Source organism: Leifsonia sp. McL0627 (assembly GCF_058244615.1).
This window is the reverse complement of sequence record NZ_JBZCGM010000006.1, coordinates 233,731-259,545: the sequence shown is the minus strand read 5'-3', so window position 1 is coordinate 259,545 and position 25,815 is coordinate 233,731. Positions and strand designations below refer to the sequence as shown.

The following is a 25,815-nucleotide window of genomic DNA, read 5'->3' as shown; positions in this document are numbered from 1 at the left end:
ACGTTCCCCAGGATGGAGTACGACTTCGATACTGAACAGACCACCACCAGAAGGATGCTCATGTCCGCGCACCACCACAGCAGCACGTCCACCGCCCCGACCACGGTCGTGCACCCCCTCGATCCGCTGACCGCCGCGGAGCTCTCACGCGGTCGGGACATCCTCGACGCCGCCGGCCTCATCGGGCCGAGCACCCGGTTCCCATCCGTGCTGCCCGTCGAGCCGTCGAAGGAGGCCGTCGCCTCCTTCCGGCCAGGGGATGCGGTGGAGCGGCGCATCCTGTTCGTGCTGCTGGACACGGCCACCGGTGAGTCTGCGGAGGTCGTGGTGTCGGTGACGACGTCCGAGATCGTCAGCCGCACACCGCTGTCGACCGGGTCGGCTCCCTACGGTCAGCCGCAGTATCTCTTCGAGGAGTACGAGGCGGCGGAGCGGATCGCGAAGGCGTCGCCGGAGTGGCAGGCGGCGATGACCCGCCGCGGGCTCGCCGACCGCATCGAGCTGGCCTTCTGCGCCCCGCTCGCCCCCGGGCACTTCAACAGGGCCGACGAGGTGGGGCGTCGCGCCATCCGGTCGCTGACCTTCCTGCGGTCGAGCCTGGAGGACTCCCCCTGGTCGCATCCCGTCGAGGGACTGATCGTGCACATCGACCTCACGAAGGGCGAGGTGATCAGGGTGGAGGACGAGGGCGACGTGCCCGTCCCCGCGCTCGACGGCAACTACGACGCCGCCACGGTCGGGCCCGCCCGCACCTCGCTCAAGCCCATCGAGATCACGCAACCGGAAGGGCCGAGCTTCCAGGTGGACGGGCAGGCCGTGAGCTGGGAGAACTGGAAGTTCCGCGTCGGCTTCAACGCCAGGGAGGGGCTGGTGCTCAACCAGGTCACCTTCCGCGACGGCGAGGAAGACAGGCCGGTGCTCGCCAGGGCGTCCGTGCCCGAGATGGTCGTGCCGTACGGCGACACCACCGCGACGCGCTTCTGGATCAGCTACTTCGACGCCGGGGAGTACCTGCTCGGCAAGAACGCCAACAGCCTCACGCTCGGCTGCGACTGCCTTGGGGTCATCCACTACTTCGACGGAGTGGTCGCCGACGACCACGGCCACCCGGTCACCATTCCGCAGGTCGTCTGCATGCATGAGGAGGACTACGGAGTGCTGTGGAAGCACACCGACCTCAACGGCAAGGCTGAGGTGCGCCGCTCGCGCCGACTCGTGGTGTCGTACTTCTCCACCATCGGCAACTACGACTACGGGTTCTTCTGGTACTTCTACCTCGACGGCACCATCCAGGTGGAGGCCAAGGCCACCGGCATCGTGTTCGCCGGAGCGGGGATCCCCGGTACGGACGACCCGCACGCCACCGAGATCGCGCCCGGGCTGTTCGCGCCGGTGCACCAGCACCTGTTCTGCGCGCGGCTCGACGTCGCTGTCGACGGCGAGCGCAACTCGCTCGCGGAGGTCGACGTGGTCGGCATCCCGATCGGCGACGACAATCCATACGGCAACGCGTTCACCTGGACGACCACGCCCATCCGGAGCGAGAAGGAGTCCGGGCGGCTGGCGAACGCGCCGACCTCGCGCGTCTGGGAGGTCACGAGCGCCGAACGCCGCAACCTGGTCGGCAAGCCGACGGCCTACCACCTGATCCCGCAGCCGGGCGCGACGCTGATGGCACAGCCGGAGTCGACGGTGTTCGGGCGTGCGACCTTCGCCACCAAGCACCTGTGGGCGACCGCGTTCGACCCGGCGGAGCGCTTCCCGGCCGGCGACTACCCGAACGCGCATGCCGGTGGAGCCGGACTGCCCGCCTGGACGGCGGCCGACCGCTCCCTGGAGGAGACCGACATCGTGCTGTGGCACGTGTTCGGGCCCACCCACATCCCGCGACCCGAGGACTGGCCGATCATGCCGGTCGACTACTCCGGGTTCCTGTTCAAGCCGTACGGCTTCCTCGACCGCAACCCGGCCCTCGACCTGCCAGACGGCGCTGCTGCGTCGTCGTGCTGCGGTGGCGGCGGCGCCGACGGCGGCGGCGGCGAGTGCACCTGCGAGCACTGACACTTCCCCCTATCTCCCTGACCTGCTTCACCGAACCCTGCACCACTGAACGGAGACACCATGAGCGACCTCACCCTGTCTGACACCTCCACCTGGCTGCCGCTCGACGGACTCGCCCCCGGTTTCGACGCCAACAAGGCGGAGCCGACGGCGGCGCTCGCCGGGCAGACGGTCGCGCTCGTCGACGAGCGCGGCACGCGGATCGTGCACCGGTTCGGCGCGGACACCGTCGAGTGGGAGTACCAGCCGGGGGCCACGGATGCGATCCCCGCCTCCTCCGGCACCGACCCGTACGAAGCATTCGAGGTCGACAACGGCCTCTACTTCGCGCAGTTCCACCACCAGCACCAGCCGAACGAGGCCGTATCGCTTGTCATCGACCTGACGAACGGCCGCGCGCTGTCGATCATCCAGGCCATCGGCGACCAGTTCCCCGGCAACACGGCGGTGCGGCAGCTGTTCGTCCCGTCGCTCATCGAGGGCGCGGAGACGGCGGGCGCGGAGCCTGCCCCGACCACGGCGCTCATCGGGCGCCGGGTGATGTGGGTGTACAGCAGCCAGCACGCGTACGAGCACGTCTACCTGAGCCCGCAGTGGTACAGCTGGCAGTGCCTCGCCGGTCCAGAGAAGGGACTCGCCGACACCGACGAGAACTCGGTCTGGGAGATCCGTCCGGGCATCTACGTGTTCACTTGGCGCGAGAAGGTCATCCCGTGCGCGTCCGTCACCATCGCCGACCACCGCAACGTGCGCTCCATCCGGTCGCACGGCGTGCTGTTCGGGCTCGACGAGTCCGGCGAAGTGCCGACGCACTTCACTTTCGGAGCGTACGGGCGGCTGCTGAGCAACACGGTGCACCCCGACCAGTACGACCCGGCCGTCACGCGATGAGCACGGTCGACGGCGGAGAACCCGGGCAGGCCGACCTGCTCGTCACGAACGCGACCGTGCACACGGTCGACGCCGAGCGGTCGCGCGCGGAGGCGTTCGCCGTGCGCGGCGGCCGGATCGTCGCGGTCGGCTCGGCGGACGACGTCGCGCGGCTGCGCGGTCCGGAGACCCGGGTGATCGACGCGGGCGGCGCGTTCGTGATGCCCGGGCTGGTCGACGTGCACAACCACCACGCGCACGCCGGGCGGGCCGAGCTGTTCGAGCTGACCTTCTCGAACGGCGCCGGCTACGACGAGATCCTCGACGCCGTACGGTCGTACGCGGCGACGAAGGAACCCGACGAGTGGATCGTCGGCAGCAGCTGGGGCACGGGACTCCTCGACCTGCTCGGGCACGCCCAGGCGCGGCGCGGGCTCGACGAAGCGGCCGGGGGCCGTCCCGTGCTCCTCACCGACGACAGCCACCACAACCGGTGGGTCAGCTCGCGGGCCCTGGAATTGGCCGGGATCGACGCCTCCACCCCGGACCCGGACCGCGGCGTGATCGTGCGCGACCCGGAGACGGGCGAACCGAGCGGCGTCCTGCTCGAAGCTGCCGGCCTGCTGGTGGAGGAGGTGGCGCAACCGGTCGTCGCGCTGAACGCCGCCCAGCAGCAGCAGTCGTCGGCGCGCGCCATCGAGATCGTGCACTCCTACGGGATCACAACGTTCCAGGATGCGGCGATCTCGCTCGACCAGATGCGTGCGCTCAAAGCACTCGACGACCGCGGAGAGCTGAGCGCCTGGGTGGTGTCGTCGATGACGGTCAACGACCAGATCTTCGGATACACCGAACTCGGGGATGCGCTGATCGCCCACCGCGCCGAACTCACCGGCGAGCACCACCGGCCGGACTTCATCAAGATCTTCCTCGACGGCACGCCTCCGGCCCACAGCGGGGCCTTCCTGGAGCCGTACCTTCCCTCGGACGCGCACGGCGCGCACTTCCACGGAACCACCACGATGCCCGCCGGCGAACTGCTCGACTGGCTGCGCCGGACCGCCGCGCAGGGCATCTCCGCCAAGATCCACTGCTCGGGAGACGCCGCGGTGCGGATGGTCCTGGATGCGGTGGAGACGATCCGCGCGGAGGGCCACACCGCGCCGCTCTACCAGATCGCCCACGGACAGTTCATTGCGGCGGACGACCTCCCCCGGTTCGCGCAACTGGGGGTGTCGGCCGACATCTCGCCCTTCCTGTGGTTCCCCGGCGTGATCGCCGACGCGCTGAGCACGGTGCGTCCGGCCGAGGAGGTCGCTGGGCTCCAGCCGAACCGCGCGCTGATCGACTCTGGCGCGCTCGTCGCCGGAGGGTCGGACTGGCCGGTGAGCGAGACACCGAACGCCTGGGAGGGCATCGAGGGCCTGGTGACACGCGCCGACCCGTCGGGGCAGCGCTCCGGCGTCCTCGGGATCGAGCAGGCCATCACGCTGGACGAGGCCATCGCGGTGTTCACCGTCAACGGCGCGACCGCGATGGGCCTCGGCGACGTGACGGGCTCGATCGAGCCGGGCAAGTCGGCCGACTTCGTCGTGCTCGACCGCGACCCGTTCGCCGTGCCCGCCCACGAGCTCCACCTGGTCACCGTGCAGGCGACGTACTTCGAGGGCGAACAGGTCTTCTCCCGCGGCTGAGGGCGCCGTCCGCGGCGCGGGCGAGCGGTTACCCTACACTTGTTGACTATGCTGCTGTTCTGGCCGACGTCTGTTCTGGCCGACAGCTGTGCTGGCCGACGACGCCATCGTGACCGGTCAGCGCACGTCTTGAGGGGAGCCGAATGCCCAAGGTGATCGACCACGATCAACGCCGTTCCGACATCATCGATGTGACCTGGGCGCTCATCGTGAAAGGCGGCCTCGAGGCGGCGACGATGCGCGAGATCGCGAGCGAGGCCGGCTTCGCCAACGGGGCGCTCAAGCACTACTTCCCCGGCAAGGACGAGATCATCCAGGGCACATACGACCGCGCCCTCGGCATGATGAGCGAAGGCGTCGCCACTGCCGTCGGCGACGCGACAGGGCTCGCAGCACTGCGCGCGATCGTCTACGCGTCCGCACCGCTCACGGAAGAGGCCATCGTTGCCGGCCGGGTGCTCCTCAGCTTCTGGGAACGCGCGATGTCGAACGACGATCTGCACCAGGCCTACCTGTCGCACCTCACCAGCTGGCGCGGCGGCCTCCTCACCTACATCGAGCAGGGCAGAGCGGACGGCGACATCCGCACCTCCACCCCGGACGAACAGCTCGTCGACGAGATCGTCCTCATCAACGTCGGCGCGAACGTGATGAGCCTGATCGCCCCGCAGCTCTCGACGCCCGACCTGCTGGAAGCGCAGCTCGACGCGTTCTTCCAGCGCATCACGACGGCGTAGCCCGCGCGCCCGGCCAGACGAGCCACAGCGGACGTCCCGCTCCGCCTCGAACGGCGAAGAGCCGCCCACCGGCACAGGCCGGTGGGCGGCTCTTCCTTGCAGAGCAGGTCAGGCTGCGTCTGCGATGAGGATGCGCGGGCTGCCCGGCAGGGCGACCGTGCCCCTGGGCGTCCAGCCCGCAGCCTCCAGCCACTCCCTCACGACCGACTCCGGGTAGACCACGGTTCCGTCGATGTTGAAGTACTCCCCGGCGTGCAGTGCGTCGATCTTGCGCTGCTCCTCGTCGTCGTCCAGGTAGAAGTCGAGGACCACCAGGGTTGCACCCGGCGCCGCCGCGGCGCGGGCGCGCTGGAAGATGCCGCGGTTCTCGTCGGCGTCGAAGCGATGGATGACGTGGTTGACCAGCACGAGGTCGTGCTCTCCCCCTGGGTCGGCCGTCGCCGTCTCCGCGCCCTCGACGACCGACCGTTCGGCGAGCCCCGCCGCCTCCACCGCCGCCTGGATGGACGGGACGGACTGCGGGTCGAACACGAACCGCGTGTGCAGCTCCGGGTTCGCGCGCATCGCGTTGACCGCGAACGCCGGGCTCAGCCCGCCGAGGTCGAGCGCGTTGCGGTACGGGGTGAAGTCGAAGTTCCGCACGAGCATCGCCGCGTGCAGTTCGTTGTACGTCATGACACCGTCGAGGAACGCTCCCCAGCCGGCGTCGTCCAGGTCGAGCGTCCCGGCGTCGTCGGTGTCGACCGTGGAGTCGTAGCCGAGCCACTGCGGGTAGCTGGTGGCGTTGAGGAACGCGAGGAACGGGGTGAGGTCGAGCTCGGCGCGGTCTCCGGTCAGGTAGGCGGCGGCGTCGGCGCTCAGTGCGTAGCGGCCATCGGTCCTGGTCAGCAGCCCCTGCGCGGCCATGCTGTCGGCCAGGATGCGGAGCTGCCGCTCGGAGACGCCGGTGGCGGACGCGAGCCCCGCGACATCCAGCGGGCCGTCCGAGAGCGCGGAGAACAGCCCGACGCGGCTGGCGGCGAACAGCTGTTTGGCGCCCATGAATCCGATGGCGATGTCGACGATCGCGTCGGGCGTTGCTGCACGGGTTGAGGTCACTTGTCACGCTCTTTCTGTCGTGGCTCGTCGCGGGGACGGCACTGTCTTGGCGATTCTCCCCTGACTCTACAGACGTTGACGTTTATTTTCTACTAACATAGAAAAACGTTCGCAACGGCGCCGTCACACGTCAAGGGAGACCAGCATGACCACCTCGCCCCTCGCCATCCGCTCCACGATCGCGCCCGGCAGCACGCTGCCGCCCGTCATCCTCCTGCACGGTTTCGCGTCGAGCGGAGCCGACGACTTCGCCGGCACCGGATGGCCGCAGACCTTCGCCGACGCCGGGCGCACGACCCACATCGTCGACCTCCCCGGCCACGGCGACTCCCCCGCCGTCACGGACGACGCCGCGACCACCACCGCGGTGATCGCGGCACTCGTCGCGGCCATCGACACCCTCGGAGCCGACCAGGTGGATGTGGTCGCGTACTCCCTCGGCGCGCGGCTCGCGTGGGAGCTGCCCGCCGCATCCACTGGCCGGGTGCGCCGCCTGGTGCTCGGCGGCCTGAGCCCCTTCGAGCCGTTCGCCGCCGTGGATGTGGGTGCGTTGCGTCGGACCGTCGACGGCAGGGAAGCTCCCACCGATCCGCTCACCGGGATGATGGCCGCCATGGTCACCGTGCCCGGCAGGGACACCGCATCCCTGATCGCCCTCATCGCCGGGCTCGGCTCCGAACCGTTCGCGCCCCAGGACGGCGCACCCGATGTGCGGACCCTGTTCGTCGCCGGAGCCGACGACCCGATGTCGGGTGGCATCGACGACCTGGTCGCCGCCGTGCCAGGGGCGAACATCCTGCGCGTGCCCGGCGACCACCGGGGCGCGTTGGACAGTGCCGAGTTCCGGAATGCCGCGGTGGCGTTCCTGGCGGACTGACGCCCCTGACCGGGTGCGCCGCCGTTCAGCGGCGCACCCGCGGCGGGCGAACGCTACACGCTCCACGTCCCGTCCGCACTCACCGCGCGGTCCAGCCACAGCTCCTCCGTCGCCGCGCGCAGCGCGTCCGCCCCGACCCGGTCGAGCACTTCCAGCGCACCCAGATTGTCTTCCAGCTGCTCCGCGCGGCTCACGCCGAAGAGCACGTTCGCCGTCGCCGGATGCGCGAGCACGAACGCGAGCCCCAGCTGCGTCGGCGTCGCGCCGAGCGAGGCCGCGATCTCCTGCACGCGCGGGTACGCGGCGACGATCCGCTCCCGGATGCCGCCGACGTCCGCGCCGATCTTGCGGGACGGCGCGAGCTTGCCCGCGAGGATGCCGCCCTCGAAGACGTCGGACGCCTGAAGGGCGAGCGCGCCGGAGCGGAACAGCTCGCCGTAGTGCGAGCCCTCCGCCATCGTGCGCCGCACCAGGCCGTATTTGAGCTGCGCGAACGTCGGCGGCGTGAGCCCCTCGTCGCGCGCGAAGTCGATGGCGAGGCGCACGTCGTCGATGGCCCAGTTGTTGACACCCCAGGCGTCGAACCGTCCGGCCGCGATCTGGGCGGCCACGTCGGTGACGATGGCGCGCACATCCACCTCGCCGAAGTAGTCGCCGACCACCACGAGGTCGGCCCCGTCGACGCCGATGCGGTCGAGGGAGGTGGCGAGCTGGTCAGCGAACGTCGTCGCCGGGTACTCCCAGAGCCAGAGTTTCCCGCAGAGCAGGTAATCGTCCCTGGTCAGTCCGGATGCGCGGACCGCCTCGCCGAAGATCAGGTCGGTCTTCGCGTTCTCGGCGTGCGGGCCCATGTTGTAGTGCGCCACGTCGAAGAACGCGGCGCCGACCCCGTGGGCACGACGGATGAGGGAGACCGCATCGTCGAACTCCATCCGGTCCCAGGTGTTCCAGGATCCGAGGGCGAACACGGGCACCTCGGGTCCTCCCGGGCCGAGCGTGCGGGTGGGGACGGTACCGGTGAATGACACGACTGGCCTCCTGAAGCAGCTTCGCTTTTTTCTACGTTTGTATAATATAACTGCATTCGGCGCCATGACGTGGTGGCGCGATGCCTGACAAGGAGAGATCCGTGACCGAAACCCGCACTGTGCTCATCACCGGTGGAGGCGGCGGCATCGGCCGCGGCATCGCCGAAGCCTTCCTCCAGAACGGCGACCGCGTCGTGCTCGCCGACGTCGACGCCGACACCGTCGGCCGCGTCGCGAGCGAGATCGGCGCCTCCGCCATCGCTCTCGACATCACCGACGAGGCCGCCGTCGCGGCAGCGGTCGAGGAGATCGCCGCCGACCACGGCCGCATCGACGTGCTCGTCAACAACGCGGGCATCCTGTCGGTGCACGGACGCCTCACCGACCTCAGCGTCTCCGACTACGACGCCATCGTGCGCGTCAACATCCTCGGCACCTTCGCGGTGACCCAGGCGGTCGCCCGTCACATGACGGCGGCGGGCACCCGCGGCGCCATCGTCAACATCTCCTCGATCGGCGGACGCCAGCCGACGCCCGGGATGGGCGCATACGAGTCGAGCAAGGCGGCGGTCGACTCGATCACCCGCTGGGCGGCGATCGAACTCGCCGCCGCCGGGATCAGGGTCAACGCGGTCGCGCCAGGGCCGGTCCTCACGCCCATGCTGCAACTCGGGATGCCCGAAGGCTCGCCGGAGCGCGCGGCCTGGGCGTCGCGCATCCCACTGGGGAAGCTGGCGGAGGTGGACGACATCGCGCCCGCCGTGCTGTTCCTGGCCGGGCCGGGCGCTGCGCACATCACCGGAACGAGCCTCGCGGTGGACGGCGGGCAGTTGCTGGTCTGACGGTGAGAGGCAGGACGGCGTGCGTTGCGCCTCGCGACGCACGCCGTCCTTCTTGTCAGTCCTGGTACCCGGTTTGTCAGTCCTGGTACACCGGTGTCCGCTCGTACACGATCTCTCCGTCCACGACCGTGAGGTCGACGCCCACGCGCGGAAGCTCCGCCGCCGCGACGTGCAGCGGGTCGGCCTCCAGCACGCACAGGTCCGCGACCTTGCGCGGTTCGAGCGTCCCCTTCCACGGCTCCGCGCCGTCCTGACGCGCCGGCGCGACCGTGTAGCCGCGAAGCAGTGCGCGCATCCTGTCGCTCTCGGCGGTCGGCCCGCTGGCGGGGGCGCCCAGCCAGGCGTCCGCGTCCGCGATGCCCTGCCGCCAGTCCGGTGCGAGGATGGGGGCGTCCGAGCTGAGCGAGACGGAGACGCCGGCGCGCTGGGCGGCGGCGATCGGCCACGCCGCCGCCGCGACCTCGTCGCCGAGCACGGCGGCCAGCCATCCGGCCGTCTTCACCGCGATCCCCGGCTGCACGTTCAACCCCATCCCCAGGGCGGCCATGCGCGCGAGCGCGCCAGGACTCACCAGGTCGCCGTGGATGATGTAGTGCCGCAGCTCCATCCTGCTCTCGCGCATCGCGTCGCCGACGGCGTCGACGGCGGCGTCGATGGTGCGGTCGCCGGTGGCGTGGATGCCGACCTGGTAGCCGAGGCGGTTGGCCTCGACGATCATCCTGCGCAGGTTGTCCTCGCGCTCGTCGGCGTCGAGGCCGGCGACGAGAAGGCCGCCGGAGGTGCCGTCCGGGTAGCGGTGGCGGGTCCAGGCCTGGTGCATCGGCGGGATGCCGTCGGCGAACAGTTTCACCCCGGCCACCCGCAGCCAGGCCGGACGCGTCGTCTCACGGTCGAGCGCACGCAGACCGGCCGTCACGTCTCGCAGGGTACTCGGACCGTCGAGGACGCCGAACAGAGCGAGCACGTTCACCCTGGCGGTGAGGCGCCGTTCCGCTTCGAGTTCGACGTAGGCCTCGAACACGTCCTGGGCGAAGCAGCCGGTCGCGCCGCCGTCCTCGCCTGGGCCGATTCCCGGCTCGGTGTAGCTCGTGATGCCGAGGGAGGCGATCAGTTCGCCCGCGCGGAGGATCGCTGCGCGGCGCTCGGCACGCGTGCTGACCAGCGGCGCGGAGTGCGAGGTGTCGTGCGGGTCGCCGTCGACCGGCGCGGGTGCAGGTGCGGCGGCGGTCGCGGCGGACGGCGCCGCTGACGGAGCGGAAGCGCTGGACGCATCGGCCCCCATCCCGCCGAACACCGTGTTCGGCCACATCGCCCCGAGCCAGGTCGCGTGCAGGTGCGAGTCGTTGATCCCCGGCAGCACCGCCCGCCCGTCGAGTTCGATCACGCGGGTGCGGCGGCCGATGGAGGCGGTCACGTCTGCGTCGCTGCCGACCCTCAGGATGCGGCCGTGGCGGATGGCGATGGCTGTGCCGGTCGTGTCGTCCTCGTCGAGGGTGTGCACGGTGCCGCCGCGCAGCACGAGGTCTGCGCTGGGGTCTGGGGTGTCGCGTCGCTGCACTTCTCCTCCTTGAGAGGGCTCGCTATTTTGGTCAACGTATGTAGAATAACCCACATCGACGACCGGATGCGCAGTGCAGCCACCGGAGACCGTCGAACGGATTGGAGACTTCGATGGCGAATCACGGCACCAGCATCCCGGGCAGCACCCCGACCAGCATCCCGGGCAGCACCCGCGCGGCCGTCCTCACGGCACACGGCGAGCCGCTGACCCTGCAGGAGGTCCCGCTCCCCGAGACGCTCGAACCCGGCGCCGCCCTGGTGCGCATCCGGTGTGCAACGCTGTGCGGCACCGACATCGAGATCTGGTCGGGAAAGATGACCTTTCCCGGAATGCTGCCGATGATCCTCGGCCACGAGATGGTCGGCGAGGTCGTCGCCACGGGAGAAGGCACCAGGGATGCGCTCGGTCGCCCCCTCGGCGTCGGCGACAGGATCGGCTGGTCCGAGTCCACCTGCGGCGAGTGCTTCGGCTGCACCGTGCTGCGCGAGCCGGTGGCCTGCTCGAAGCGCGGCTACGGCTTCCTGCAACGCTCCGACGTTCCTCCGTTCGCGACCGCCGGGCTCGCCGACTATGCATACGTCACCCCCGGCGCCGCCAAGCTGCTGATCCCGGAGGAGGTCGAGGACACCTGGGCGTCGATGGCGGGATGCGCGGCCAAGACCGTGCTGCGCGCCTTCCACCGCGCCGGCGGGGTGCGCCCTGGATCCAGGGTCGTCGTGCAGGGCTCGGGCGCCCTCGGCATCTTCGCGACGGCGGTCGCGCACCTCTCCGGCGCCGGGACCGTGATCACGGTCGGCGCTCCGGCCGACCGGCTCGCGGCGGCGCAGCGGTTCGGCGCCGACCACGTTGTCGACATCGCGGGCGGCTCGGAGGCGACCATCCAGCGGGTGCTGGAGCTGACAGACGGCCAGGGCGCCGATCTGGTGATCGACCTCGCCGGGGCTCCGAGCGTCGGGCCGGAGGCGGTCGCGATGGCGGCGCAGCGCGGCACGTTCGTGGTGGTGGGGAGCACGGGCCCGACCGGCGATCCGGTGTCGCTCAGCACGATCATGGGCAAGGAGCTGACGGTCGTCGGCTCGCTGAACGGCGACATCGCCGACTACTACCGCGCCATCGAGTTCTTCCGCAGCTTCGCGGACCGCCTGCCCTGGGACGAGCTGTTCAGCGCGCCCGTCGGGCTGGCGGAGGTGTCGGAGAAGGTCGCGGCGATGGCCGGACTCGGCGAGATCAAAGCCGTCATCGACCCCCGCATCGGCTGACAGCACGACGACGACGAAGACAACGACAACGACGACGAAGGAACTGTCATGACGACGACGGACACCACCCCCGGCACCACCCCCATCCCCCGGCGCCCGATCGGCACGTCCGGCCTCCACGCCTCCGTGCTCTCGCTCGGATCGTGGCACACCTACGACCGGATGGACTTCGCCGACGCGGTCGACATGGTCTCGTTCGCCGTCGAGCACGGCGTGAACCTGTTCGACGTCGGCGTCTACGGGTTCCGCGGGATGCAGCCCCCGGTGTTCACGGACGTGCTGTTCTCCGCGATCGTCCGGGCGGCGCGCCTGCAGCGGGAGGACTTCCTGCTGTCGGAGAAACTGTGGCTCGAAGGGTTCGGCGACGACGGCTTCCGCCCGCAACTGGAGCACGCCCTGTTCCGCGTCGGCAGCGAGTACGCCGACCTGGTGATCCTGGGCGACCTGCGCAGGGACGACCTGGAGTTGCGGGACCTCGTGCTCGACCTGGCGGCGCTCACCGACGCCGGGCTGATCCGGGCGTGGGGCGTCAACAACTGGTCGGCCACGAACATCCAGTCGCTGATCGACATCGCAGCCGCAGAAGGCGTGCCAGGGCCGCAACTGGCGCAGCTCAAATACAGCGTCGCCCGCCGCTCCATCCCGGACGGCGAACCGTTCGCGCGGTTGTTCGCGCAGGGGCTGACCATGCAGGCCTCCGACGTGATGGAGGGCGGCATCCTCGCCGGCAACGTCGCCCCAGGCCGCGAGGTCGGCCGCGACCCCGGCTCGATCAGGGAGCGCATCGTCGCGGACGTCCCCGCGTTCTCGGCCGTCGCCGACGAGCTGGGGACGTCCCCTGCGCAGCTCGCCGTCGCGTTCACCCTCACCCACCCGGCCACGACCACCACGCTGTTCGGCGCGAGCCGTCTGGAGCAGGTGCAGCAGAACCTGGAGGCGGTCGCCCTGGTCGAGCGCGTCGGCGCGGCGGAGTTGCGCGCCAGGGTCGAGCCGTTCTGGGCGGACAAGGGCGTCGTCGACCCGGAAGGGCCGTGACCGGGACACCCGGCACGAAACCGTCACCGCACCCCGTACACCACACGCCGCACACCGACCCCAGGAGCACGCATGACCATCGCAGAACAGAGCACCCCCGTCGCCCGCGTCCCGTTCGATCCGGAGATCGCCCCCGTGCTCGACGCGCTCGCCCAGAACCCGCAGCCCGCCCTCAGCCGCGAGACTCTCCACCTCTCCCGCGACGGCGCGGCCACGATGTTCCCGAGCACGGAGGAGGTCATCGGCGACCTCCCGATCGACACTTTCGAGCTGGTCGTCCCCGGCCCGGCGGGAGCGCCCGACATCGAACTCACGGTGCTCGTCCCCCGCGGCCACGACGCCACGAAACCCGCTCTGCCCGCCCTCTACAACATCCACGGCGGCGGGATGATCGTCGGTCACCGCAGCTGGGAGACAGCCCGGATGGTCGAGCTGGTCGCCGAACTCGGCGTCGTCGCCGTGAACGTGGAATACCGGCTCGCCCCGGAGAACCCGTTCCCGGCCGGGGTGGAGGACTGCTACGCCGGGATCGCCTGGCTGTCGGAGCACGCCGCCGAGCTCGGAGTCGACGCCGATCGCATCGTGGTGATGGGCGGCAGCGCGGGCGGCGGCTTCTCCGCCGCGGTGTCCCTGCTCGCCCGCGACCGCCGCGGGCCCGCCATCGCTGGACAGCTGCTGCTCTGCCCGATGCTCGACAACACCAACACCACCGTGTCGAGCCACCAGTACGCCGGTGTCGGCACCTGGACGCGCGAGGCGAACCTGCTCGCCTGGGAGTGCGTGCTGGGCGAGGAGCTCGCGTACAGCCGGGAAGCGTCCGCGTATGCCGCCCCGACCCGCGCGACCGACCTGGCCGGGCTCCCTCCCGCGTTCATCGAGGTGGGGGCTGCCGAGCCGTTCCGCGACGAAGACGTGGAATTCGCCTCCCGGATCTGGGCCGTCGGCGGCACCGCTGAACTGCACGTCTGGTCCGGCGGCTTCCACGGGTTCGACATGTACGCGCCGCAGAGCGAGCTGACCAGGGCGGCACTCGCCTCCCGGTTCTCCTGGCTGCGCCGCATCCTCGGTCTCTGACGGACTCGACCGCCACCTCGAAAGGACAGCGATGACGCCCAACGCGACGAGCAGCCCCGCGACGAGCACCCCCGCGACGCACGACCCCACGAGCCACGACACAGCGACGCACACCCCCGTGCCGTACGACCCCGCCCTGGAACCGGGTCTCACCGCCTTCCTCGACCTGGTCGAGCGCATCCCGTTGCGGGCGGACACGATCCTCGCCAACCGGGCGCACTTCGCCACGATCATCCCGCCGATCGACGCGCAGCTCTCCGGCCGCGCGGCGACGGCCGATCACCGGACGATCCCCGGCCCACCCGGAGCGCCCGACGTCGAGGTCACCATCGTGCGCCCCACCCAGCAGGCTCCGGATGCGCCGGGCGTGCTGAGCATCCACGGCGGCGGGCAGGTGCTCGGCACGCGGTTCTTCGGCACCGGGGAGCTGATCGACCTCTCCGAGCAGTACGGCGCCGTCGGCGTCGCCGTCGAGTATCGGCTCTCTCCCGAACATCCGGGCACGGCGGCCGGGGAGGACTGCTACGCGGCGCTCGTCTGGTTCGCCGCGCACGCGGACGAGCTGGGCGTCGACCCGGCGCGCATCATCGTCTCCGGCGCGAGCGCGGGCGGCGGGCTGTCCGCGGCCGTCGCACTGATGGCGAGGGACAGGGGCGGTCCCGCTCTCGCCGGGCAGCTCCTCAACTGCCCGATGCTCGACGACCGCAACGAGACCGTCTCCTCCCGGCAGTACGACGGCATCGGCGCCTGGGACCGCAACAACAACGACACAGCGTGGGACGCGATCCTCGGCGCGGACCGGTTCACCGACGCGGTGTCGCCGTATGCGGCACCCGCTCGCGCGAGCAACCTCTCCGGCCTGCCGCCCGCCTACATCGAGGTAGGGGCCGCCGAGGTGTTCCGCGACGAGTCGATCGCGTACGCGAGCAGGATCTGGGCAGCGGGCGGCACCGCTGAGCTGCACGTCTGGTCCGGCGCGTACCACGGCTTCTCCGGCTTCTCTCCCGACGCCCTGGTGTCGAAGGCGGCCATCGAAGCGAGGGACAGCTGGCTGCGCCGCACGCTGGGCGCGCCGCTGCGCTCGCAACACCCGCAACACCCCACCCGGCCGTGACCGGGATCGCGGCGGCCGTACCGGTGATGAGCGTGCGGAGGAGCATCCTGGTGCTCGGCCTGCTCGAAGCATTCGGGCCGCTGTCGATGGACCTCTACCTGCCGCAGCTTCCGCAGCTCGCGTCGTCGCTCGGCACCAGCGACGCGCTCGCCCAGGCGACGATGTCGGTCTGCATGATCGGCCTCGGCGTCGGGCAGCTGGTCGCCGGTCCGCTGAGCGACCGCTACGGTCGACGCCGCCCGCTGCTGGTCGGCGTCGCGCTGTTCACGCTGCTCTCGCTGGCCTGCGTGCTGGCCCCGAACATCCAGGTGCTGCTCGTCGCGCGGCTGCTGCAGGGGCTGGCCGGATCGGCGGGGCTGGTGATCACGATGGCCGTCGCGCGCGACCTGTACAGCGGCGTCGAACTGTCCAGGATGCTGTCGATGCTCGCCGTGGTCAGCGCCTCCGCCCCGATCGTCGCGCCTGTGGTCGGCGGAACGCTCGCCATCGTGATGGACTGGCGCGGGATCTTCGGCGTGCTCACCGGCATCGGCCTCGCCCTGTTCCTGCTCGCGTTCCTCGGACTGAAGGAGACGCTGCCACCCGGGATGCGGCACAGCGGCGGGCTGCGCACGACCGCCTCGCACCTCGGCACGCTGCTGCACGACCGGCTGTTCGTGGCGATCGTGATCGCGGCGGCTGCGGGAGGGACGGCCTTCTTCGCCTACCTCTCGATGTCGAGTTTCGTGCTGCAGGACCAGTTCGGGCTGAGCCCGCAGCTGTTCAGCCTGTTCTTCGCGATCAACGCGCTCGCCAATCTGCTCGGCGCGCAGCTCAGCCGGCTGCTCGTGCGGAGGCTCGGACCGGCACGGATGTACCTGACCGGTCAGCTCGCGACCGCGGCGGCCGCCATCCTGCTGCTGGTGTCCGTGCTGCTCGGCTGGGGGCTGCCCGGCGTGCTCTCGGCGCTCGCGCTGTTCCTGTTCTCGTCCGGTGTCGGCGGGCCGAACGGCACGACGCTCGCCCTCGGCGCGCACTCCGCGCGGGCCGGGACGGCGGCGGCCGTGCTCGGGACGGTCACGTTCACGGTCGGGCCGCTGGTCGGGCCGTTCGCCTCGCTCGGCGGTTCGACGGCGATCGCGATGGCGCTCACCATCGCGATCGCCGCCGCCGTCTCCGGCGTGGTCGCGGCACTGGTCGTCGGCCGGGCACTCACGCCCGCGCCGACGCGGGTGCTCACGCCCCCGCTCACTCCCCCGCGAGGATGAACGCGGCGGCCTTCTCGCCGATCAGCACGCTCGGCGCGTTGGTGTTCCCCGTCGTCACGCGCGGCATGATCGACGCGTCGGCCACCCGCAGCCCTTCGACGCCGTGCACCCGCAGCCGCGGACTCACCACGGCCTGAGCATCCACGCCCATCGCGCAGGTGCCGACCTGGTGGTGATAGGTGACGGCGGTGGAGCGGACGTAGTCTGCCAGGTCGTCGCCGTCGCCGACCGCGGCGCCTGGGTACAGCTCGGCCGCTCCCCACGCCGCCAGGGCCGGCCGGGCGCCGATGCTGCGGCACTGCCGCACCGACGCGACCAGTGAGGCCACGTCGTCGGCGTGACCCAGCGCATCCAGGTCGATCAGCAGCGGGTCGCGCGGGCCAGGGCCGGACAGCGTCACGCTGCCGCGTGCCTTCGGCGAGACGATCCCGGCCATCAGGGTGAAGCCGTCGGCGGGGCCGGTCATGCCGTCTTGGTACATGGGGACAGAGAAGTGGATGGGCTGGGTGTCCGGCACCTCGAGGCTCTCGTCAGACTTCCAGAACAGGTGCGATTGCGTCACAGAGACCCCCGCCCGCGGCGCACCGACCTCGCGCTCGGTGGTGAAGATCACCGGGGAGAGCAGGTGGTCGTGCAGGTTCTTGCCGACGCCCGGCAGGTCCACCACCGGCTCGATGCCGACCGCGGAGAGTTCGTCCGCCGGACCGATGCCCGACCGTAACAGGATGCGCGGCGAGTCGAGTGCGCCTGCGCACAGCACGACCTCGTCGGCGCGGAGCTGCTGCACCTCGCCGTCCTGCTCGAACTCCACGCCGACCACGCGCGGAACACCGTCGTCGCCCGGCTCGATCAGCAGCCGGTGCACCCAGCAGCCGGTGCGCACGTCCACCCGGTCGCGCACCGGCTTGAGGTAAGCGAGGTAGGTGTTGAGGCGATGGCCGTCGCGCACCGTGATCTGCTGCTGCGAGACGCCGTCCAGGTGGTCGCCGTTGTAGTCGGGGTTGTGCTCCAGCCCCTCCTCCACCGCCGCGTCGACGATCGACTGCTGAATGGGGTCCAGGGCGTAGTCGTCCGTCACGTCCAGCAGGCCGTCGGCGCCGTGCAGCTCGGAGGCGCCACCGGAGAAGCGCTCGATGGCCTTGTACACCGGGAGCACGTCGCTCCACGCCCAGCCGTCGTTGCCGAGCGACGCCCAGTGGTCGAAGTCGGCCGGCGCGCAGCGAACCCAGATCATCGCGTTGAGCGCGTGCGAGCCGCCGAGCACCTTGCCGCGCGGAAGGTGCAGTCTGCGTCCGGCCGCGTGCTCCTGCGGCACCGTGAAGTAGTCCCAGTCGTCCGCGCTGTGCCACAGCTCGCCCATCCTGCTCGGGTCGTGGATGGCCGGGTTGCTGTCCTCGCCGCCCGCCTCCAGCACGGTCACGGCCACACCGGCATCCGCCAGCCTCCTGGCGACGACCGAGCCGGCCGAACCTGCTCCGATGACGATCACGCTGCGCGCATCATGGTTCTCGGCCACGGGTGTCCTCTCCTTCGAGCGTCCCTCGAGTTCTCCCCCCGAGTTTCTTCCCCGAGGCTCGCACGCCACGCGCGCGCGGCGGAACGGCTCACGCCCGACCATTCGCTCACCGACAACGCTCGTGCCGCACCGGTCAAGACACCGTGCAGCGCGCCCACGGATACTGCTTGCGTGGGCGTCCGTCAACGGCCGGCCACACGTCTCGTCCCGGCTACGCAAAGGAGCACGAAGTGGCCACCAAACTGTTCATCGACGGCGAGTGGACGGAGGCGTCCGGCGGCGCCATCGCCACCGTCGACCCCGCCACCGAGCAGGTCATCGAGGAGGTGGGCACCGCATCCAGTGCCGACGTGGATGCGGCCGTCGCCGCAGCCCGCGCCGCCCTCGGGAAAGCCGAATGGGCCGGGCTCCTGCCGATCCAGCGGGCGGCGCTGCTGTTCCGCCTCGCCGACCTGATCGACGAGCACCACGACGAGCTCGCCGCCCTGGAGACCCGCGACCAGGGGCAGCCGCTCGGCATCTCCAAGATGGTCAGCGTGACAGGAGCAGCCGAGCACTTCCGCTACTACGCAGGCTGGGTCACCAAGATCCAGGGCACCGTCAACCCAGTCTCGTTCCCGGACACCCTGCATTACACGCGCCGCGAGCCGGTCGGCGTGAACGCCCTGGTCACGCCGTGGAACTTCCCGCTGATGATCCTGGCCTGGAAGCTCGCCCCGGCGCTCGCCACCGGCAACACCGTGATCATCAAGCCGAGCGAAGTCACCCCGCTCACGAGCATCCGGCTGGTGGAGCTGTGCGCCGAGGCGGGCATCCCGAGCGGTGTCGTCAACCTCGTGACCGGCGACGGCGCGACCGGAGCGCTGCTCAGCGAACACATGGATGTCGACCACCTGTCATACACAGGCTCCACCGCGGTCGGGCGGATCATCACGCACGCCAGCGCGAACTCCAACCTCAAGCGCCTCACGCTGGAGCTCGGCGGCAAGGCGCCGTCGATCATCGCGGCCGACGCCGACATCGACGCGGCCGTCGGCGGCAACATCGCCGGCAGCATCCTGAACTCCGGGCAGGTCTGCGCCGCGTACACGCGCTTCTACGTGGACAAGAAGCGCGAGGCGGAGTTCGTCGAGAAGCTCGCGGGCGGCGTCTCCGGACTGCGGCTCGGCAACGGTCTGGAGGAGGGCGTCGACCTCGGCCCGCTCGTCTCGGCCAAGCACCTCGGCCATGTGGAGCGGCTGGTGGAGGTCGGCCGGCAGCAGGGCGCCGAGCTGATCACCGGAGGCACGCGCGTCGACGGCGACGGCTACTTCTTCACCCCGACGGTGTTCGCGGGCGTCACCGATGAGATGACGATCATGCACGACGAGATCTTCGGACCGGTCCTCTCCGTCACCAGCTACGAGGACGAGGACGAGCTCGACGCGATCATCGCCCGCGCCAACGACACCGAATACGGCCTCGCCGCGACCGTCTGGACGAAAGACATCGCCACCTCGCAGCGCCTCGCCAACGGCATCCGGGCCGGGGCGGTCTTCGTGAACATGCCGTCCATCCCGGACATGGCAGCCCCCTGGGGCGGCTACAAGGCGAGCGGCTGGGGCCGCGAGATGGGCCCCTGGGCGATCGACGCGTACACCGAGACGAAGTCGGTCTGGCTGCACTACTAGCCGGGCCAGACCGCCGCTCCCACGAACGAGTGGTCCCGAATTGCCGCGAGCGCATTCGCCCCACAGCAATTCGGGACCACTCGTTCGTGACGGCGCGGGTAGCGAGCGGCGCTACTCGTAGATGCGCGCGATCTCGCGCTCGATCGGGATGATGACCTCGGGGTTCTCCGGGGACTTCGGGCCGGGCACGTAGCGCACGGAGTGCAGAGCGCCCGCGAACGGGAACGACCTCCGCCGCTCGTACAGCTCCCAGTCCACAGGGCTGCCGCGGTCGACGCCAACGCTGATGCCGGTGAACGGCGCCATCCCGACCAGCTGCAGCACCGGGCCCAACTCGGCCACGCGCTCGCCGGCCGCCTCGACACCGATCAGCCACCGGATGCCCGGCAGCGCCTCGAAGCGCAGCGTCACGTCGCCGCCGCCCAGCGCCTCCAGCGGCACCGCCACCCGGTGCATCCGCCCGTACTCGTTGTACACGACGTGCAGCACCCCGTCCTCGACCCGCAGGGCGTACCCGCCGCCCTGGTCGCCGTGGGCGACGAGCGTGCCGTCGCCGGACGCCAGGTCGGCGCGCACCTCCACGTCGAAGCTGCGCAGTTTGGTGAGCTTGCTCGCCCGGAACCGTTCGAGCGTCGGCGTGCCGGGGTACAGCGTCACCGGCCGTTCCAGGTCGAGCTCGGTCGACGGCCGGTGCGTGAACAGCGAGCCGTCGTCGCCGAGCGGGAACACCGTGTTCCACCACCCGGCCGCCCGCCACGTCTCCGCCAGCTCCGCCACCCGCTCCGGATGCGCAGCCGCCAGGTCTGTCAGCTCGGTCGGGTCGGCGGCGAGGTCGTAGAGCCGCCATTCGGCGTCGGTGAACGCGTCGGCCCAGCGATGGTCGGTGACGATCTTCCAGCGTCCGCTGACGAACGCCCGGTTGCCCGCGAATTCGGAGTACTGCTCGGTGCGCACGGGCGGCGCCGACGCGTCCCGGAGCACCGCGTCGAACGGCACGCCGTCGACCTCCTTGGCCGGGAGCCCGGCCCGTGCGGCGAGCGGCGCGACTCCGGCGAGCGACAACAGCGTCTGGCCGAGGTCGGTGACGTAGGTGTACTGGTCGCGCACGCCGTCGTCCGACGCACCCCGCGGCAGCCCGGCGGGCCAGGAGACCACCAGCGGCACCCGGATGCCGCCCTCGTACGTCGCACCCTTGTAGAGCCGGAACGGCGTGTTCGACGCGTACGCCCATCCGGCCGGGTAGTGCGCGAACACGCGGGGACCGCCGATCAGGTCGGGGTCGCGGTCCACATCCCGCTCCCAGCCGGCCGGGAGTCCGGCGAGCTGCACGAACTGACTGAAGTAGCTGCGGGTGCCCTCCGTCCCGCCTTCGCCTGTGCCGCCGTTGTCGGACGCGACGACGATGATCGTGTTCTCGTACTCGCCGCTCTCTTTCAGCGCGGCGACGAGCCTGGCGAGGTTCTGGTCGACGTTGTCGACGGCCGCCGCATACACCTCCATGTAGCGGGCGAACAGCGCGCGCTGCTCGTCGGTGAGGTCGTCCCACGCCGTCACGGGCGCGAGCGGTTCCTCGTTGCGCGGAGCCGGAACCGTGCTGCGCGGAAACAGCCCGTCGCGCACCTGACGGGCGAACCTCTCCGACCGGATGTGGTCCCAGCCGCTCTCGTACGCGCCGCGGTACTTCGCGATATCGTCCGGCTTGGCCTGGATCGGACCGTGCACCGCGTGGTGGGCGAAATACAGGAAGAACGGCTTGTCCGCATCGTTCGCCCGCAGCCCGCGGATCATCCCGATCGCGCGGTCGGTGAGGTCGTCGGTCAGGTAGTAGTCGTCGCCGAACTCGTCGACGGTGACCGGACTGTTGTCGCTGACCAGCCGGTGCGGGTGGAACAGCGTGGTGAAGCCGTCCATCGACCCGTAGTAGCGGTCGAAGCCGCGCTGCACCGGCCAGGGCGCCTTGTCGGCTCCGTCGTGCATCTTGGACTCGGTCGTGAGGTGCCACTTGCCGACCATGAACGTCGCGTATCCGGAGGCACGGAACGATTCGGCGATGGTCGGAACGTCGTCCGCGATCTCCATCACGTAGCCGGGGAATCCCGGATCGGCGTGCACGACGGAGGCGAAGCCCGCCCGATGCGGGTTGAGCCCGGTCAGCAGAGCGGCGCGGGCGGGCGAGCAGACCGGGGTGGAGTGGTAGTTCGTGAACCGGTAGCCGCTCTCGGCGAGCGCCTGCACGGCCGGGGTGTCGATCTCGCTGCCGAACGGCGAGAGATCGCTGAACCCCAGATCGTCGAGCAGCACCACGATCACGTTCGGCGCGCCGTCCTCCGCCCGCACGCGTTCGGGCCACGACGGGGTGGAGGCGCTGGCCACCTCGGCGACGACGCCGTCGAAGTCTTCGTACCCTCTGCTCTGCTCCGGCGCGCCGTTCGATCCCACCCCGCTCACGCCGCCTGCTCGCGCAGCTTCAGCCATGCGGCCCGCCTGGCGGCCTGACCGGCCGGGTCGGCGACCGGCGACGCCATCAGCAGCCGCTTGCTGTACGGGTGCTGCGGGGCACTGGTGACCTGCTCTCCATCACCGGTCTCCACGATCTCCCCGCGGTACATCACGGCGACGCGGTGGCAGATCCTGCGCACCACCCCGAGGTCGTGCGAGACGAACAAGTACGAGACGCCGGTGTCGCGCTGCAGCTCGATGAACAGGTCGATGATCGTCGCCTGCGTCGTCAGGTCGAGCGCGCTCACCGGCTCGTCGCAGACGATCAGCCGCGGCTTCCGCACCAGCGCCCGCGCGATGGCGATGCGCTGCCGCTGGCCGCCCGAGAACTCTTTCGGGTATCGCTCGATCACGCTCGACGGCAGCTTGACGCGTTCCAGCATCTCGGACACCGTCGCGCGCGCCTCCCGCCGGCTCGTGCCCGCGGTCGCGAGCGGCTCGGCGAGGATGTCGCCGATGGTCATGGCCGGGTTCAGCGAGCCGTACGGGTCCTGGAAGACCACCTGGATGCTCGACGCCAGCTCCCGGCGCTTGGCGCCCTTGAGGTGGGTGATGTCCTCGCCGTCGAACCGGATCGTGCCGCTGGTGACGGGCACGAGGCCGAGGATCGCCTTGCCCAGCGTGGACTTTCCGGAGCCGGACTCCCCCACCAGGCCGACGCACTCTCCAGCGCCGACGTCGATGGAGACCTCTTTCAGCGCCCGGAACGAGCCCCGCCTGGTGCCGTAGTCGACCACGACGTTCTCCGCCGTCAGCAACGGCGCGGGATGCACGGGGGGTGTCATGCGAGGACCGCCTTTCGCGGGTCGGTGGGTTCCGCCGGGTCGGTGGCGTCTGAGGCTGCGGCGAGCGACGCATCCAGCTGGAAGCGGCTGGCCGCCCCGTCGAGCGATGCGGCGATCAGTTCGGCCGTGTACGGGTCGGACGGGCGGGAGAAGATCCGGTCGACCGTCCCGACCTCCACGATGCCGCCGTCGCGCATCACCACAACTCTGTCGCAGATGTCGGCGACGACGCCGAAGTTGTGGGTGACGATCACGAGCGCCATCCGGTACTCCTGCTGCAGCTCGCGCAGCAGTTCGAGCACCTCGGCCTGCACGGTCACGTCGAGTGCCGTCGTCGGCTCGTCGGCGACCAGCACGGACGGCTTGCCCGCGATCGCCCCGGCGATGAGCACGCGCTGCGCCATGCCTCCGGAGAGCTGGTGCGGGTACGACTTCATCACGCGCGCCGGGTCCACGATGCCGACCTTCTCCAGCATCGCCAGCGCCCGCGCCTTCGCGTCGGCCTTCGACAGCTTGTGCACGGAGCGCAGCGGCTCGGTCAGCTGGTAGCCGATCGTGTACGACGGGTCGAGGTTCGACATCGGCTCCTGCGGGATGTATCCCACCTCATGCCCGAGCAGCTTCTGGCGGTCTTTGTGCGGCATCCGCGTCACGTCGGCTCCGCCGATCCACAGGGCGTCGGCGCTGTACTCGCCGCCGGCGGGGAGCAGATCCAGGATGGAGAACACCGTCTGCGACTTGCCGGAACCGGACTCGCCCACGATGCCGAGCACTTCGCCGGGCGCGACGTCGAGCGTGATGCCGTGCACCACCTCGACCGTGCCGCCATCCGGGGTCGCGTAGTTCACCCGCAGGTTCTGCAGCTGCACGGCCGAGTCGGCCGACTTGTGCGCAATGGAGCCTGTGGACGACGTGATCGTCTCCGCCTCCGCACCCGCGCCGGAACCCGAGCGACGCCGCGAGCGCTTCTTCCTGCGTCCGACCGGCGTCCGCACGCTCACCACGTCGGCGAGCGTCGAGCCGAGAACGGCGAGGGCCGCGATGGTGATGCCGAGCGCGAGCGACGGCCAGAGCAGCAGCAGAGGGTTGGTCAGCATGTTGCGGAAGCCCTCGTTCATCATCGCGCCCCAGCCGGGCGTCTTGGCCCCGCCGATGCCGAGGAACTGGAGACCCGCCTGCATGCCCATCGCCATCCCGGCGGTGAGCGCCGTCTGGATGATCACGGGCGCGTACACCGCCTTGACGATGTGCCGCGACATGATCCGCGCGTTGCCGAGGCCGGAGACCTTGGCGGCGTCCACATACGGTTCGTTGCGGACGGCGAGCACGGTCGAGCGGGTGAGGCGGAAGTATCCGGGCGCCATGAACACGCCCAGCGTCGCCATCAGCACCGTGAAGTCGTTGCGCGTGCCCGCCGCCACAATCAGCAGGATGATCATCGCCGGGATGGCCTGCAGCGCGTCGCTCACCCAGGTGGCCGCCCTGTCGAAGAACCGGCCGAAGTATCCGGCGGCGAGACCGGCGGGGACGCCGACGATCACCGCGACCAGGATGGTGACGAACGCGCCCCACAGGGTCGACTGCGTTCCCCAGATCAGGCGGCTCAGCACATCCCGGCCCGCGCTGTCCCCACCCAGTGGATGCGCGGGGCTCGGCGGCGCCTTCGTCAGCGCGAGGTCGACGAAGTTGGGGTCGTGCGGCGACAGCAGCGGGGCGAAGAACGCCACCAGCACCACGAGAACCAGCACGGCGAACGAGATCGCGCCCGCCGGACGCCGGAGGAAGCGCACGAAGGTGGAGCCCCTGCGGCCTGCCCGCGGGTCGATGATCACTTCGGTCGGAGTCGTCATTGCACTCGCGCTTTCGGGTTGATCCAGCCGAGCGCCACGTCGAGGACGAAGTTCACGATCACCACGAAGACGACCGTGACGACGGTGATGCCGAGCAGGATGGGGATGTCGCCGTTCTGCGACGAACCGCTGGTGAGCGCTCCGATGCCCGGCAGGGAGAAGATCTGCTCCACCACGATCGCGCCGCCGAGCAGACCGACGAACATCAGGGCGAGCACGGTGAGGGAGGCGGGGGCCGCATTCCTGATCAGGTGCACCACGACCCGCCGCTGGGACAGCCCGCGGCTGCGCAGGGTGCGCATGTAGTCCTGGTTGTCAGCGGTGATGATCGCGTTGCGCAGCTGCTCCGCGATCATCACGATGGCCCCGAGCGAGAGCGCGATCGACGGGAGGGTGATCGAGCGCAGCCAGCCGTCGAGGCTGAGCGACGGCTGCACATAGCCGACCGCGGGGAACCAGTGCAGGTTCACGGCGAACCAGATCACCAGCACCAGGCTCACCCAGAAGCCGGGGAGCGCGAACAGGATGACGGACGCCGCCTTGATGATCTTGTCCAGGATCGAGCCGGGGCGGAGGCCCGCCAGCACTCCGAACAGGCCGCCGAACACGGCCGAGAGGATGGTCGCCGCCGTCACGACGGAGAGCGTGACGGGGAGCTTGATCGCGATCTGCGCGTTCACGGGCTGGAAGTTGCGCCACGACGTGCCGAAGTCGCCGACCACGGCGTGCGACGCCCACTCCCAGAACTGCACGAGCAGCGGACGGTCGGTGCCGATCTTCGCCGCGAGCGCAGCCTGCTGGGCCGGGGTCGCCGACGAGCCGAGGAGCCCGGCGGTCGGATCGCCGATGGCGGCGTGGGCGAGGAAGAACGTTCCCGTCGCCACGACGAGCAGGAGGATCACGCCGGAGACGAGCCTCTTGACCGTGAATCTGATCATGTCTTGTCCTGTCGGAGACGGAAGGGGTGGGTGCGGGGAGGAAGGGGAAGGCGGGCCGCG

The 25,815-nt window shown here is 70.5% G+C and carries 20 protein-coding genes; 12 read left to right on the top strand and 8 right to left on the bottom strand.

The features are described from left to right. Positions 1-60 precede the first annotated feature (60 nt). The 4 genes from AC37TH_RS17225 (at position 61) to AC37TH_RS17210 (ending at position 5,362) form a co-directional block, all read left to right on the top strand. On the top strand, positions 61-2,061 hold the full coding sequence (locus AC37TH_RS17225; RefSeq protein WP_490765567.1) for a primary-amine oxidase: 2,001 nt from the start codon (positions 61-63) through the stop codon (positions 2,059-2,061). 60 nt (positions 2,062-2,121) lie between these two features. Further along, on the top strand, positions 2,122-2,952 hold the full coding sequence (locus AC37TH_RS17220) for a molybdenum cofactor biosynthesis F family protein (protein WP_490765566.1): 831 nt from the start codon (positions 2,122-2,124) through the stop codon (positions 2,950-2,952). Next, a complete protein-coding gene (locus AC37TH_RS17215; RefSeq protein WP_490765565.1) occupies positions 2,949-4,625 on the top strand; it encodes an amidohydrolase in 1,677 nt (558 codons plus the stop codon). Before AC37TH_RS17220 ends, AC37TH_RS17215 begins: the two co-directional genes overlap by 4 nt. Positions 4,626-4,768: 143 nt before the next feature. Next, complete coding sequence (locus AC37TH_RS17210) at positions 4,769-5,362, top strand: TetR/AcrR family transcriptional regulator (protein WP_490765564.1); 594 nt, start codon at positions 4,769-4,771, stop codon at positions 5,360-5,362. A gap of 108 nt (positions 5,363-5,470) precedes the next feature. Here the strand turns inward: AC37TH_RS17210 and AC37TH_RS17205 are convergent, their stop codons facing one another. After that, positions 5,471-6,460, bottom strand: coding sequence for a methyltransferase (locus AC37TH_RS17205; RefSeq protein ID WP_490765563.1), 990 nt, complete (start codon positions 6,458-6,460; stop codon positions 5,471-5,473). Positions 6,461-6,605: 145 nt separating this feature from the next. Between AC37TH_RS17205 and AC37TH_RS17200 the strand changes: the two genes are divergently transcribed. Continuing rightward, on the top strand, positions 6,606-7,337 hold the full coding sequence (locus tag AC37TH_RS17200) for an alpha/beta fold hydrolase (RefSeq protein ID WP_490765562.1): 732 nt from the start codon (positions 6,606-6,608) through the stop codon (positions 7,335-7,337). A 53-nt stretch (positions 7,338-7,390) separates the two neighbouring features. Here the strand turns inward: AC37TH_RS17200 and AC37TH_RS17195 are convergent, their stop codons facing one another. Beyond that, on the bottom strand, positions 7,391-8,365 hold the full coding sequence (locus tag AC37TH_RS17195; RefSeq protein WP_490765561.1) for an aldo/keto reductase: 975 nt from the start codon (positions 8,363-8,365) through the stop codon (positions 7,391-7,393). A gap of 101 nt (positions 8,366-8,466) precedes the next feature. Between AC37TH_RS17195 and AC37TH_RS17190 the strand changes: the two genes are divergently transcribed. After that, on the top strand, positions 8,467-9,207 hold the full coding sequence (locus AC37TH_RS17190) for an SDR family NAD(P)-dependent oxidoreductase (protein WP_490765560.1): 741 nt from the start codon (positions 8,467-8,469) through the stop codon (positions 9,205-9,207). Between the two features lie 76 nt (positions 9,208-9,283). On the opposite strand, the gene AC37TH_RS17185 is transcribed toward AC37TH_RS17190, so the two are convergent. Further along, on the bottom strand, positions 9,284-10,765 hold the full coding sequence (locus tag AC37TH_RS17185) for an amidohydrolase (protein ID WP_490765559.1): 1,482 nt from the start codon (positions 10,763-10,765) through the stop codon (positions 9,284-9,286). A 113-nt stretch (positions 10,766-10,878) separates the two neighbouring features. Here AC37TH_RS17185 and AC37TH_RS17180 point away from each other — a divergent pair, with 113 nt between their 5' ends. The 5 genes from AC37TH_RS17180 (at position 10,879) to AC37TH_RS17160 (ending at position 16,497) form a co-directional block, all read left to right on the top strand. Further along, entirely contained in the window at positions 10,879-12,027 is a 1,149-nt protein-coding gene (locus AC37TH_RS17180) for a zinc-binding dehydrogenase (RefSeq protein WP_490765558.1), read from the top strand. Between the two features lie 48 nt (positions 12,028-12,075). Then, positions 12,076-13,062 (top strand): aldo/keto reductase, encoded by a 987-nt coding sequence (locus AC37TH_RS17175; RefSeq protein ID WP_490765557.1) that lies wholly within the window; start codon positions 12,076-12,078, stop codon positions 13,060-13,062. A gap of 72 nt (positions 13,063-13,134) precedes the next feature. Then, on the top strand, positions 13,135-14,136 hold the full coding sequence (locus tag AC37TH_RS17170) for an alpha/beta hydrolase (protein WP_490765556.1): 1,002 nt from the start codon (positions 13,135-13,137) through the stop codon (positions 14,134-14,136). A 31-nt stretch (positions 14,137-14,167) separates the two neighbouring features. Continuing rightward, positions 14,168-15,250, top strand: a complete 1,083-nt coding sequence (locus AC37TH_RS17165; protein WP_490765555.1) for an alpha/beta hydrolase — start codon at positions 14,168-14,170, stop codon at positions 15,248-15,250. Then, positions 15,247-16,497, top strand: coding sequence for a multidrug effflux MFS transporter (locus AC37TH_RS17160; RefSeq protein WP_490765554.1), 1,251 nt, complete (start codon positions 15,247-15,249; stop codon positions 16,495-16,497). Before AC37TH_RS17165 ends, AC37TH_RS17160 begins: the two co-directional genes overlap by 4 nt. Here the strand turns inward: AC37TH_RS17160 and AC37TH_RS17155 are convergent. Then, the gene (locus tag AC37TH_RS17155; protein ID WP_490765553.1) at positions 16,478-18,013 is read right to left on the bottom strand and encodes a GMC family oxidoreductase; all 1,536 of its coding nucleotides are present in this window, start codon (positions 18,011-18,013) and stop codon (positions 16,478-16,480) included. The two genes, AC37TH_RS17160 and AC37TH_RS17155, sit on opposite strands and share 20 nt — an antisense overlap. Before the next feature lie 230 nt (positions 18,014-18,243). Here AC37TH_RS17155 and AC37TH_RS17150 point away from each other — a divergent pair, with 230 nt between their 5' ends. Next, a complete protein-coding gene (locus AC37TH_RS17150) occupies positions 18,244-19,683 on the top strand; it encodes an aldehyde dehydrogenase family protein (RefSeq protein ID WP_490765552.1) in 1,440 nt (479 codons plus the stop codon). 111 nt (positions 19,684-19,794) lie between these two features. On the opposite strand, the gene AC37TH_RS17145 is transcribed toward AC37TH_RS17150, so the two are convergent. The 4 genes from AC37TH_RS17145 to AC37TH_RS17130 are packed head-to-tail and all read right to left on the bottom strand — an operon-like array spanning position 19,795 to position 25,755. Continuing rightward, complete coding sequence (locus AC37TH_RS17145) at positions 19,795-22,158, bottom strand: arylsulfatase (protein WP_490765551.1); 2,364 nt, start codon at positions 22,156-22,158, stop codon at positions 19,795-19,797. Then, positions 22,128-22,967 (bottom strand): ABC transporter ATP-binding protein, encoded by an 840-nt coding sequence (locus AC37TH_RS17140; protein ID WP_490765550.1) that lies wholly within the window; start codon positions 22,965-22,967, stop codon positions 22,128-22,130. Before AC37TH_RS17140 ends, AC37TH_RS17145 begins: the two co-directional genes overlap by 31 nt. Beyond that, positions 22,964-24,817, bottom strand: a complete 1,854-nt coding sequence (locus tag AC37TH_RS17135; RefSeq protein WP_490765549.1) for a dipeptide/oligopeptide/nickel ABC transporter permease/ATP-binding protein — start codon at positions 24,815-24,817, stop codon at positions 22,964-22,966. Before AC37TH_RS17135 ends, AC37TH_RS17140 begins: the two co-directional genes overlap by 4 nt. Continuing rightward, positions 24,814-25,755, bottom strand: a complete 942-nt coding sequence (locus AC37TH_RS17130) for an ABC transporter permease (RefSeq protein ID WP_490765548.1) — start codon at positions 25,753-25,755, stop codon at positions 24,814-24,816. The genes AC37TH_RS17135 and AC37TH_RS17130 overlap by 4 nt, the downstream gene beginning before the upstream one ends. Positions 25,756-25,815: the final 60 nt, after the last annotated feature.